This is a genomic window from Streptomyces fungicidicus, from assembly GCF_003665435.1.
In the GTDB taxonomy this organism is placed as follows: domain Bacteria; phylum Actinomycetota; class Actinomycetes; order Streptomycetales; family Streptomycetaceae; genus Streptomyces; species Streptomyces fungicidicus.
In genome coordinates this window covers 1,422,099-1,434,771 of record NZ_CP023407.1, presented here as the reverse complement: position 1 = coordinate 1,434,771, position 12,673 = coordinate 1,422,099, and the positions used below count along the sequence as shown (strand labels likewise).

The 12,673-nt window shown below is 71.2% G+C and carries 3 protein-coding genes (1 of these 3 running past the window's edge); all 3 read left to right on the top strand.

Going from position 1 to position 12,673, the window contains the following annotated elements; all coding sequences use genetic code 11:
• Nucleotides 1–6: 6 nt before the first annotated feature.
• Complete coding sequence (locus CNQ36_RS06420) at nucleotides 7–1,173, top strand: acyl-CoA dehydrogenase family protein (protein ID WP_106429081.1); 1,167 nt, start codon at nucleotides 7–9, stop codon at nucleotides 1,171–1,173.
• A 24-nt stretch (nucleotides 1,174–1,197) separates the two neighbouring features.
• Complete coding sequence (locus tag CNQ36_RS06415) at nucleotides 1,198–2,367, top strand: acyl-CoA dehydrogenase family protein (RefSeq protein WP_121545269.1); 1,170 nt, start codon at nucleotides 1,198–1,200, stop codon at nucleotides 2,365–2,367.
• A 104-nt stretch (nucleotides 2,368–2,471) separates the two neighbouring features.
• Nucleotides 2,472–12,673 carry the 5' portion of a non-ribosomal peptide synthetase gene (locus tag CNQ36_RS06410; protein WP_121545268.1) on the top strand. Its footprint extends 5,557 nt past the window's final position, so 10,202 of the gene's 15,759 nt are visible here — the first part of the coding sequence; it begins with the start codon at nucleotides 2,472–2,474; its stop codon lies beyond the right edge, outside the window.

Here is a 12,673-nt window from a genome sequence, read left to right as displayed (position 1 = left end):
TGGCCGATGGACACGGTTCACCGGGAAGAGCAGCTGGACGCCACAGCCGCCCACTACCGATCACTCGCCGCCGAACTCCTCACCGGCGCGCCCGAAGGCGACTTCCGCGCACGCTGGCGACGGCTCGCCTCCTCGGGGCTGCTGCGCACGCCCCGGGAGCGGCAGCACCGGGATCGTGACAAGGACCCGGGCACCGGTCCCGTCAGCCACGCCGTCGCCGCGATCGAGGGCATCGGACTGGCCGGCACGGAGCCCGGCCTGTGCTACGCCTTCGCATCGCAGCTGTGCGGCATCCAACTCCCGCTGTTCCGCTTACTGTCCGAAGCACAGCACGCCATGCTGGCCGGCGTCGAGGACGGCACCGCACTGCTGTGCCACGCCTCCACCGAGACCGGCGGCGGCAGCGACCCGCTGTCCGGCGAGGTGCGCGCCGAACGGCAGCCCGACGGGAGCTACCGCCTGCACGGCACCAAGTCGTTCATCACCGCCGCGCCGGTCGCCGACGTGGGTCTCGTCTTCGCCCGCACCGGCGAAGGCCGGTCCCCCTTCGCGCTGTCTGCCTTCCTCGTCGACCTCGCGGACGACACGGTCACCCGAGGCGCGCGCGTCACCAAGACCGCGCTCAAGGACGCCCCCATGGGCTCTCTCACCTTCACAGGGACGGCCGTACCCGCCGACGCCCTGGTCGGGGCGGAGGGATCCGGACTGACCGTGCTCGGCGCCACAACGACCTGGGAGCGGGCCCTGCTGCTCGCCTACGCCCTCGGCCCCATGCAGCTGCTGCTGGACCGTGTCGTCGCATGGGCCGGCACCCGGCACCACTTCGGCCGCGCGATGGGCAGCAGCCATCAGGTCGCCGCCCGGGTCAGCGACATGGCCCTGCGCCTGGAACGCTCCCGCACCATGGTGCGTGCCATGGCCGCACGGTTGGACCAGGGCGGGTCGGTCCGGCGGCTGTCCTCGGCGGCGGCACTCACCAAGATCTCCGTGTCCGAGGACTACGTGGCCCTCACCCGGCACGCCACGGCACTGGCCGGTGTGCGCGCGTTCGTCGAGGATTCCGGCCTCACGGCATCCCTGGCGGACCCCATGGCCGCCCTGACCTACGCCGGCCCCAACGACCTGCTGAGCGTCGCGGTCGCCCGGGACCTGGGCCTGCCCGTCGAGAACTGACGCCGACACACCGAGGGGGAACGCATGGAACACCGGACGGCACCAGAGCGTGCGGCACTGCTCGGCGAGCAGGTCACCGACCTCGCCGCCGACATCGACTCGGGCCGGACCGACAGCGCGGCGGCCTACAAGCTCGTACGGGAAGCCGACCTGCTGCGCCTGCTGGTGCCCCGCGGCGCGGGCGGGGAGGGTCTGTCCTTCCTGGAGTACACGCTGATCCTCGAACTGATCGGCGCCGCGGACACACCTACCGCGCTCGGCCTGAACATGCACTACGTCGCGATCGGCTCACTGTGCGAGAGCGGCGACCGTCCCCTGACCGGTGCCGCGCACGAGTTCCGCTCCTGGGTCTTCGACCAGGTCGTTCACCACGGCAGGATGTTCGCCTCCGCCACCTCGGAGGCAGGCAGCGGCGCCAAACTCCAGCGCCTGAGTACGACTTACCGCCGATGCGACGGCGGGTACGTCCTGTCCGGGCGCAAGTCCTTCGTCTCGCTGGCCGGGGTCGCCGACTACTTCATCGTGGCCGCCCGCAACGCCGACGACGACGCGGAACGGGAGATCTCCCACTTCGTCGTCGCCCGCGACGACCCCGGCGTCCGCATCGAAGGAGTCTGGCCCGGCAACGCCATGGCCGGCACCAGCACCGCGTCGATGGTGCTCGACGACGTCCGGGTCCGACGGGCCCGCCTGATGATGAACGTCGAAGGCATGTCGCTGTTCAAACTCGTCCAGGAACCCCACTGGATGACCTCCGGCTACACCGGCGCCTATCTGGGCCTCGCCGCGGCCGTCCACGGCTTGATCATCGAGTCCGTGGCACGCGACCCGCGCCGCAGCACGGACCCCGTGGTACGCCACGAACTCGGCCGGCTGAACGCGGAGATGCGCGCGGTGCGCGCCCTCGTACACGCCGCGGCCGGGGCCGTCGGGGAGCAGCGCGGCACGGTGGAGACCGCCGAAGCCGTGCACGCGGCCAAGTACAAGGTCGGCGAGCTGCTGGCCGATCTCGTCTCCGCCGCGGTCCGGATCTGCGGCACCGCAGCGCTCAGCCGTGGACGCCCACTCGAACGACGGCTGCGAGAGGCCGCGTACTGCCGAGTGATGCCCGCAAAGCCCGACGAATGCCTGGAGTACCTCGGCAAGGCCGCGATCGGGCTCGACATGCACGACGTGCGCAACTTCGACTGGTGACGGCCCGCCCCCGTCGTCCCCGACTCGGCGCCTGCCGCTCTCCCTGACCGCCCGACCACCGCCGCACCTCACGGAACGCGATCTTCATCGGAGTTGGAACAACCATGTCGCAGCAGCCTGAGCGCGCCAGCCGCCCCCTGTCAGCCGCCCAGTCGGGTATGTGGTTCGCCCAGCAGCTCGCTCCGGAGAGCGCCGCCTACAGCGGAGCCCAGTGCGTCGAGATCCACGGCCCCGTGGACCTCACCCGCTTCGAGACCGCGGTGCGCCGGACCGTGGCCGAGGCCGACACCCTGCACGCCAGGGTCACAGACGGAGCCGAGGGACCGCGGCAGACCCTCGATCGGGAAATCGCCGACCGGTGCGGCGTGACCTTCGTCGACCTCACCGGCGCAGCGGATCCCGAGGCGGCCGCACAGGCCTGGATGCACGCCGAACTGAACCGCCCCCACGCGCCCGCTGCGGACGACGCCCCCGGCCGGGACCCGCGCGATCCCCTCATGTGCGAGGCCCTGCTGCGCCTCGCACCCGACCGGCACTTCTGGTACCAGCGGATCCACCACGTCCTGGTCGACGGATACGGCTTCGCCCTGTTGACCAGGAGGGTCGCCGAGATCTACACGGCGCTCGGCCGCACCGACGGCGAGGACCAGCCGAGCCCCTTCGGGACCCTCGCCGAGCTGCTTGCCGCGGACCGTCACTACCGCGCCTCGGAAGGGTTCGCCCGCGACCGCGCGTACTGGACGGAGCGCCTCGCGGACTGCCCGCGGCCGGCCCAGCTGTCCGGTGCCGACGCGCCCGTCTCCTCCGGCTTCCTGCGCGCCACGACCTTGCTGCCGCCCGAGTACGTCGACCGGTTCACCGAACTCGTCTCCGGGGCCGGCCTGAGCTGGTCCGACGCGATCGTCGCCGCGGCCGCCGTCTACACCCAGGCGCTCACCGGAGCTGACGACCTCACGCTCGGCATCCCCGTGGCCGCCCGGGTCACCGCCGACGAACGCGACACCCCCGGCATGGTGTCCAACGTGCTGCCGCTGCGGGTGGCCCTCGGGCCGGGGACCACGGTGGGGCAACTCATCGGGCAGGTCGCCCGATCCATGCGCGGCCTGCTGCGGCACCAGCGCTACCGCGTGGAGGACATCCGCCGCGACCTCGACCTCGTCAGGGGCCGGCAGGCCCTGTACGGCCCGGTCGTCAACATCATGCGTTTCGAGTACGACCTGCGCTTCGACGGTCACCGGGCGACGGTCCACAACGTTTCCAACGGCCCGGTCGAGAATCTGGCGTTCTCGGTGTACGCCCGCTCCGACGGCTCCGGGGTCCGCATCGACGTCGACACCAACCCCGCGCTCTACACGCAGCAGGAGACCACCGCCCACCGCGACCGCTTCGCGGCGCTGCTCCAGCGCCTGCTGGCCGCCGGACCCGGACAGCCCGTAAGCCGACTGGATGTGGTTACCGAGGCTGAGCGGTCTTTGGTGTTGGAGGGGTGGAACGACTCGGCTGCGGTGGTGGAGGGGCTGACGTTTCCGGAGTTGTTCGAGGAGCGGGTGGCTCGGGCGCCGGAGTCGGTGGCGGTGGTGTGCGGTGACATCGAGTTGTCGTATGGGGAGTTGAATGCGCGGGCGAATCGGCTGGCGCGGTTGTTGGTGGGTCGTGGGGTGGGGCCGGAGTCGGTGGTGGCTTTGGTGTTGCCGCGGTCGGTGGAGTTCGTGGTCGGGATGCTGGCGGTGTTGAAGGCCGGTGGTGCGTATGTGCCGGTGGATCCGGAGTATCCGTGTGAGCGGGTGGCGTTCATGTTCGGTGACGCGCGGCCGGTGTGCGCGGTCACGACCACCGATTACGCGGATGTCGTGCCGGATGGCGTGGATGTTCTGACCCTGGACGCTTCGGAGACTGTGGCGGCACTGGATGGGTGCTCTGCCTCGAATGTTGCCGATGGTGAGCGGGTTGGTGGGCTTGCGTTGGGGTCTCCGGCGTATGTGATTTATACGTCGGGGTCGACGGGGCGGCCGAAGGGTGTGGTGGTTTCGCACGCGGGTCTGGGGAATTTGGTGGCGTCGGCGGTGGACCGGTGGGGGACGGGTCCGGATTCGCGGGTGTTGCAGTTCTCGTCGCCGAGTTATGACCCGGTGGTGATTGAGATGTGTGCGGCTTTCGGGGCGTTGGGGACGTTGGTTGTTCCTGATCGGGGGCCGTTGGTGGGTGAGGTGTTGGCGGGGGTTTTGCGTGAGGGTCGGGTTTCTCATGCGGTGATTCCGCCGTCGGTGCTGGGGACGGTGGAGGTGGTGGATTTCCCGGATTTCGCCACGGTGGTTGCCGGTGGTGAGGCGTGCACGGTGGATGTGCTGCGGCGGTGGGCTCCGGGCCGGCGGTTGCTGAACGGGTATGGGCCGACCGAGGTGACGGTGGCCTGTGTGACGAGTGGGCCGGCGGATCCGGAGGAGGGGTTGCCGCCGATCGGGCGTCCGTTCTTCAACACGCGGGTGTACATCCTTGATGCTGCGTTGCGGCCGGTGCCGCCGGGTGTTGCGGGTGAGTTGTATGTGGCCGGTGTGGGTGTGGCGCGGGGGTATCTGGGCCGGGCGGGTTTGACGGCGGGCCGGTTTGTGGCGGATCCGTTCGGTGCGGCTGGTGAGCGGATGTACCGGACGGGGGATCGTGGCCGGTGGCGTGGGGACGGGCAGATCGAGTTCCTGGGCCGGGTGGATGAGCAGGTGAAGATCCGGGGGTTCCGGATCGAGCCCGGTGAGGTGGAAGAGGTGCTGGCCGGGCATGAGGCCGTGGCCCGGGTCGCGGTGGTGGTGCGGGAGGACCGGCCGGGGGACCGGCGTCTGGTCGCCTATGTGGTGCCCGAGACCGGGGGCGCAGCCGGTCTGGCGGGGGTGTTGCGGGAGTACGCGCGGGGGGTGCTGCCGGACTATCTGGTGCCGGCGGCGTTCGTGATGCTGGATGCGTTGCCGTTGAACCCGAACGGCAAGCTGGACCGTCCCGCCCTGCCGGTGCCGGACTACGCCGCCCTGGTCTCCGGGCGCGGGCCCCGCACACCGCAGGAGGAGATCCTCGCGGGCCTGTTCGCCGAGGTCCTGGGCCTGGAACGCGTCGGCGTCGACGACGACTTCTTCACCCTCGGCGGTCACTCGCTGACGGCGTCCCGTCTCGCCGGGCGGATGAGCGCGCTGTTCGGGGTCGATGCGGGTGTCCGTGCGGTGTTCGAGGCGCCGACCGTGGAACTGCTCGCCCGGTTCGTCACCTCCCGAATGGCGGGCGGTAGGGACGCGGTGGTGCGCGAGCCGTTGCGTGCGGTGGTGGAGCGTGGGGAGCGGGTGCCGCTGTCGTACGCGCAGCAGCGGCTGTGGTTCATCGACCGGCTGGAGCCGGACTCGGGTCTGTACAACGTGCCGCTCGCCGTGCGCCTGACCGGGGAACTGGACCGAAAGGCGCTGCGCGCCGCGCTCGCTGATCTGGTGGCGCGGCACGAGTCGCTGCGAACGGTGTTCCCCGAAGAGCGCGGTGTCGCGTGGCAGCGGGTGCGGCCGGCCGACCGGGTGAAGGTCCCGCTCGTCGAGCGGGATGTCGCGGAGGAGGAGCTCGAGGCGTCCCTGACCGGGGCGGCGTCCGAGGGCTTCGACCTGGCGAGCGAACTTCCCCTGCGGGCGCACCTGTTCACCGTCGACGACGGGACGAGTGCGCTGCTGCTGGTGGCGCATCACATCGCGGCCGACGGCTGGTCGATGCGACCGCTTACCCGGGACCTGTCTCACGCCTACACGGCGCGGATGGCCGGTGAGGCACCCCTTTGGGGTGCGGAGCTGCCGGTCCAGTACGCCGATTACACGCTGTGGCAGCGTGCGCTGCTCGGTGACGACGCCGATGCGGAGTCTCTGGGCGGGCGACAACTGGCGTACTGGCGTGAAACGCTCGCGGGACTGCCCGAGGAGCTTGCCCTGCCTGTGAGCCGGCCGCGTCCGGCGGTTCCTTCCCATCGAGGTGGCCGGGTGGTCGCGCGGTGGGACGCGGAGTTGCATGCCGGGGTGGTGGAGCTGGCTCGCAGTAGTGGTGTGTCGGTGTTCATGGTGGTGCAGGCGGCGCTGGCCGCTCTGCTGACGCGGCTGGGTGCGGGGACGGACATTCCGTTGGGTGCTCCGGTGGCGGGGCGGACGGATCCGGCGCTGGACGATCTGGTCGGGTTCTTCGTGAACACGCTGGTGCTGCGGACGGACACGTCGGGCGATCCGACGTTCCGGGAGCTGCTGGAGCGGGTGCGGGAGACGGACCTGGCCGCCTACGCGCACCAGGACCTGCCGTTCGAGCGGCTGGTGGAGGAACTCAACCCCGAGCGCTCCCTGGGTCGCCACCCCCTCTTCCAGATCGCCCTCACCACCCAGGACCACGCCTCCACCCGGCTCGAACTCCCGGGTGCGCGGGTCGATCCGTTGGATGTCGCCCTCCACGCGGCCAAGTTCGACCTGCTCATCTACCTGGAGGACAGCAGGATCGACCTCCACTACAGCGAGGACCTCTTCGACCGGGGGGACGCCGAACGGTTCGCGGCACGGCTGGAGCGGCTGCTGCGGACTGTCACCGCCGATGCCGGGACACACATCGGCGACGTCGACGTCCTGTCGCCCGAGGAGCGGCGCCTGATGCTCGCCGGCAACGAGGTCGCGGCCCCCGATGCCACCCTCACCGCCCTGTTCGAGCAGCAGGCAGCCCGTACCCCCGGGAACAGTGCGCTCGTGTGCGGCCACGACACTCTGACGTACGCCGAGCTCAACGCCCGGGCCAACCGGCTCGCGCACCTCCTCATGGAGCAGGGAGTGGGTCCGGAGCAGTTCGTCGCCCTGCTCCTTCCCCGCGGCGTCGACCTGGTCGTCGCGGTTCTCGCCGTACTCAAGACGGGGGCGGCCTACCTGCCCGTCGACCCCTCCTACCCGGAGGACCGCATCGCCCTGATGCTGAGCGACGCCGAGCCGGTCCGTGTCCTGACGACCTCCGAGGCAGCCGTCGGCGGCGCACTGGCCGACAGCGGACTGCTGCTGAGGCTCGACGCGCCCGACACGCTGCACGCGCTCGACGCCTGCCCGGACCACGACCCGGACGACGCCGACCGCGTCGCACCTGCATCGCCCGGCCATGCGGCGTACGTCATCTACACGTCCGGCTCGACCGGCGCCCCCAAGGGGGTCGTCGTACCGCACCGGAACGTCGTGCGCCTCTTCGCCGCCACCGCACCGTCCTTCGCGTTCTCGGACACCGACGTGTGGACGCTGTTCCACTCGTACGCCTTCGACTTCTCCGTCTGGGAGCTATGGGGCCCGCTGCTCCACGGCGGCCGGCTGGTCGTGGTGTCCCACCAGGTGAGCCGGTCACCCGATGACATGCTCGAGCTGGCGGTCCGTGAAGGCGTCACCGTGCTGAACCAGACTCCTTCCAGCTTCTACCGGTTCAGCGAGGCGGACGCCGCACATCCGGAACTCTCCGGCGCGCTCGCGCTGCGTCTGGTGATCTTCGGTGGGGAGGCCCTCGACCTCGGCCGGCTGCGCCCTTGGTACGAGCGCCACCCGGACGGCGCTCCGACCCTGGTCAACATGTACGGGATCACCGAGACCACCGTGCATGTCACCCAGCGGGTGCTGGACAGTGCCGTCGCCGACCGGCACACCTCCAGCCTGATCGGCGAGGCCCTGCCGGACCTCAGGACGTATGTGCTGGACGACCGGCTGCGGCTGCTGCCGCCGGGGGTCCCCGGTGAGCTGTACGTCGCCGGTGCGGGACTCGCACGCGGCTACCTGGGCCGGCCGGGGCTGACCGCGGGCCGCTTCGTGCCCGACCCCTTCGGCGCGCCCGGCGCCCGCATGTACCGCACCGGGGACGTCGTCCGCCTGCGGACCGACGGCGAACTGGAGTTCGTCGGTCGAGCCGACGACCAGGTCAAGATCCGCGGCTTCCGTATCGAGCCCGGTGAGATAGGCAGCGCGCTCGGCAGACACCCCGCCGTGGCCCACAGCGCCGTCCTCATGCGCGAGGACCGCCCGGGCGACCGGCGGCTCGTCGCCTACGTCGTCCCCGGCGAACCGGCGGGCAGCGCCCCACAGCGGTACGTGGCCGCGCTACGGGAGTACGCCGTCGGGGTTCTGCCGGAGTACATGGTCCCGGCCGCGTTCGTCCTCCTCGACGCGCTGCCGCTCACCCCCAACGGAAAACTGGACCGCGACGCGCTGCCCGCCCCCGACATGGCCGCGCTGGCCTCGGCGACCGCACCGCGCGACGCCCGCGAGGAACAGCTGAGTCGGCTCTTCGCCGAGGTCCTGGGCCTGGACCGGGTCGGTGTCGACGACGACTTCTTCGTCCTCGGCGGGGACAGCATCATGTCGATCCAGCTCGTCAGCCGGGCCCGCGAGGCGGGGCTGGCCGTCACGCCGCGTGATGTGTTCCTGCACAAGACGGTGGAACGCCTGGCGGCCGCCGTGGCCGGCCCGGCCGACAGCGGCCCCGCCGGCGACACCGAGGCCGAGGCGACCGGTCCCGTGCCGCTGACCCCGATCGTCCACTGGCTCCGGGAACGCGGCGGGACCGCCGACGGATACAGCCAGTCCGCCGTGATCCAGTCGCCCGCCGACGCGGACGTCCCGCGTCTCGCCCGCGTCCTGCAAGCGGCACTGGACCACCATGACGTGCTGCGTACCCGCCTGGTGCGGGCCGGCGGCGGTGCCCTCTGGTCCCTGGACGTCCCACCCCGCGGCTCCGTGGACGCCGAGTCGCTGCTGCACCGGGTGGACGCCTCCGGCGCCGCCCCGGACAGCCTGCCCGCCCTCGTGGCCCGGGAGGCGGAGGCGGCGCGGCTGCGTCTCGATCCGGAGGCGGGGGTGATGCTGCAGGCGGTGTGGTTCGACACGGGCGTGGGCCGTGGTCCCGGCCGGCTGCTGCTGGTGGCGCACCATCTGGTCGTCGACGGGGTGTCCTGGCGGATCCTGCTGCCCGACCTGCGGGCCGCCTGGGAAGCGCTCCGCGACGGCAGGCCGGTCACCCTGCCTCCCGTGGGAACCCCGTTCCGCCGCTGGGCCCAGCACCTCAACGAGGAAGCGTCCTCCGCACAGCGCCTGGACGAACTGGAGAACTGGCTCGAGGTGCTCCAGGGCCCCGACACACTGCCCGCAGCGCTGACCCCGGTCCCCACCCGGGACACGACGGCGACGACCCGCTCCGTGACCGTCACCGTCCCCGCGGGGCCGACCGCCGCCCTGCTGACGGCGGTCCCCGCCGCCTTCCACGGCCGGATCAACGACGTCCTGCTCACCGGCCTCGCGCTGGCCGCGGCCAAGCAGTGGCCCACCGCCGACAGCGGCGACGGCCCGGGCTCAGGCGTACTCGTCGAGGTCGAGGGCCACGGACGCGAAGAGGCCGGGGGCCTGGACCTGTCCCGCACGGTGGGCTGGTTCACCAGCCTCTTCCCCGTCCGGCTCGCCCCGGGACCGATCGACCTGGACGACGCGCTGTCCGGAGGACCGGACGCCGGGCGCGCACTCAAGCACGTCAAGGAGACACTGCGGACGCGGACCGGCCGCGACAATGGTCTCGGATACGGCTCCCTGCGCTACCTCAACCCGCAGACCGCGCCGCTGCTCGCCGCCCTCCCGAGGCCGCGCGTCGCGTTCAACTACCTCGGCCGGTTCGGCACCCCCGGAGGAGGGGACGCCGACTGGACGGTGCCGGGCGACGCCGCGGTGCTGCTCGCCGGAGACGCACCGGACAGGCCCTTCCCGTACGCCCTCGCGCTCACGGCGGTGACGCGCGACGGCGACGCGGACGCCGGGGGCCCGACGCTGGAGCTCACCTTCACCTGGCCGGAAGCCCTGCTGCCGGAGGACGGGGTGCGGCAGTTCGCCGACGCCTACACGCGGGCCCTGCACGCCCTGGTCGACCACGTGCGGACCCCCGGCGCCGGCGGGTTCTCCCCCTCGGACGTCCCGCTGGTCCCACTCACCCAGGAAGAGATCGACGCCCTGGAGTCCGGGAACCCCACCCCGGCGGACATCCTCCCGGTGACACCGCTGCAGGAGGGCCTGCTCTTCCACGCCGACATGAGCCAGGGCGAGGAGGACGGAATCGACCCCTACACCGTCCAGTGCGCCTTCCGGCTCGAAGGCCCCGTGGACGCGCCGTCCCTCCGGACCGCCGTACGGGCCCTGCTTCAGCGGCATCCGAACCTGCGCGCAGGCTTCCGCACCACCCTCTCCGGACGCCCCGTCCAGATCGTCCCCGGCGGCGGGAACGCGGCCGAGCCGAGCTGGCAGGAGACGGACCTGTCGTCCCTGGAAGAGGAGGCCGCCGAGCAGGCGTACGCCCGGCTGCTCGACGAGGACCGGCTGCGGCGTTTCGACCTGGGTGAGCCGCCGCTGATGCGGTTCCTGCTGGTGCGCATGGGTCCCGAACGGCACCGTCTGGTGTGGACCCTCCACCACGTCCTCGCGGACGGCTGGTCGATGCCGATCGTCATCCGTGACCTCTTCGCGTTGTATGCGGGGCGGGTGTTGGGGCCGGTGGTGTCGTATCGGGAGTTCCTGGGGTGGTTGCGGGGGCAGGACCGTGGGGCGGCGGAGGTTGCGTGGCGGGGTGCGTTGGCGGGGTTGGAGGAGCCGACGTTGTTGGCGGCGGGTCGGGTGCCGGGTTCGGTGGTGGTGCCGGAGTCGGTGGTGGTGGATCTGCCGGGTGGGGTGTCGTCTGCGGTGGAGGCGGGGGCGCGTCGGGCTGGGGTGACGCTGAACTCGGTGGTGCAGGCGGTGTGGGGTGTTCTGCTGGGTCGTCTGACGGGCCGGTGGGATGTGGTGTTCGGTGCGACGGTGTCGGGCCGGCCTGCGGAGATTCCGGGTGTGGAGTCGATGGTGGGGTTGTTCATCAACACGCTTCCGGTGCGTGTGCGGGTGGTGCCGGGGGAGTCGTTGGTGGGGTTGGTGCGGCGGGTGCAGGAGGAGCAGTCGGCGTTGCTGGCGCACCAGCACCTGGGGCTGGCCGACATCCAGGCCCTGGCCGGGCTGGGCACCCTCTTCGACACCGCCACCGTCTTCGAGAACTACCCGCACGACCCGGAAGCCTTCCGCATGTCCGCGGGCTCCACACGCGTGACCGGCTTCTCCGGCCGTGATGCGACGCATTATCCGTTGGGTCTGGTGGTGGGGTCGGGTGGTGCGCTGCGGTTGCGGGTGGATTACCGGCCGGATGTGTTCTCGCGGGCCGAGGTGGAGGGGCTGGTCGCCCGGTTGCGGGGGTTGTTGGAGGCTTTCGCGGCCGATCCGGAGGCTGTGGTGGGCCGGCTGGACGTCGTCACTGCGGCTGAGCGGTCGTTGGTGTTGGAGCGGTGGAACGACTCGGCTGCGGTGGTGGAGGGGCTGACGTTTCCGGAGTTGTTCGAGGAGCGGGTGGCTCGGGCGCCGGAGTCGGTGGCGGTGGTCTGCGGTGACATCGAGTTGTCGTATGCGGAGTTGAATGCGCGGGCGAATCGGCTGGCGCGGGTGTTGGTGGGTCGTGGGGTGGGGCCGGAGTCGGTGGTGGCTCTGGTGTTGCCGCGGTCGGTGGATTTCGTGGTCGGGATGCTGGCGGTGTTGAAGGCCGGTGGTGCGTATGTGCCGGTGGATCCGGAGTATCCGCGTGAGCGGGTCGCGTTCATGTTCGGTGACGCCCGGCCGGTGTGCGCGGTCACGACCACGGAGTACGCGGATGTCGTGCCGGATGGCGTGAATGCCTTGAGGCTGGATTCTCCGGAGACGGCATCAGCAGGGGACCGGTGTTCTCCTTCTGACGTTTCCGATGGTGAGCGGCTTTCTGTTCTGTCGTTGGGGTCTCCGGCGTATGTGATTTACACGTCGGGGTCGACGGGGCGGCCGAAGGGTGTGGTGGTTTCGCATTCCGGTGTGGCGAGTCTGGTGGCCACGTTCGGTGGGGTGTTCGGGGCGGGGCCGGGGTGTGGGGTGTTGCAGTTCGCTTCGCCGGGGTTCGACGCGTCGGTGTGGGACGTCTGTATGGCGTTGCTGACCGGTGGGCGTCTGGTGCTGGTTCCTGCTGGTGGTGAGGGGTTCGCGGCGGGTGGTGAGCTGGCGCGGCTGGTGAGGGACAGCGGGGTGTCGCATGTGACGTTGCCGCCGGCGTTGTTGCCGTCGTTGCCGGTGGAGGAGTTTCCGTCGGGGCTGGTGATGACGGTGGCGGGTGACAGTTGTCCGCCGGAGGTGATCGGGCGGTGGGCGCGGGGCCGGCGTCTGCTGCATGTGTACGGGGCGACGGAGGTGACGGCCGCGTGCACGGTGGGCGGGCC